Origin of the sequence: Lactobacillus sp. UMNPBX16 (genome assembly GCF_002553775.1) — a bacterium.
Taxonomy (GTDB): domain Bacteria; phylum Bacillota; class Bacilli; order Lactobacillales; family Lactobacillaceae; genus Lactobacillus; species Lactobacillus crispatus.
This window is the reverse complement of record NZ_PCYU01000100.1, coordinates 1-209: the sequence shown is the minus strand read 5'-3', so window position 1 is coordinate 209 and position 209 is coordinate 1. Positions and strand designations below refer to the sequence as shown.

General features: G+C 40.7%; 1 protein-coding gene. It reads left to right on the top strand.

The annotated features are described in order from the left end of the window. The coding region (locus CP367_RS10560) for an ASCH domain-containing protein (RefSeq protein WP_143469241.1) at window positions 1–209 on the top strand (209 nt) is incomplete at both ends.

The following is a 209-nucleotide window of genomic DNA, read 5'->3' as shown; positions in this document are numbered from 1 at the left end:
GTCCTACAGCATTAGAAGGTGCTTTTGCTTTTGGAGCTAATAGCCGGGATGCAGATATTCTTAGTGATTTGGTCAAAAGTGGAATTAAGACGGCAACGACTAGCCTGTATTCTGCGCAAGAAGATGTACCGGTTGTAGGGATGTACGCAATTGTTTTAAATGGACGAAATGAACCAGTTTGTGTGATTCAAAATAAGACTGTTGAGATT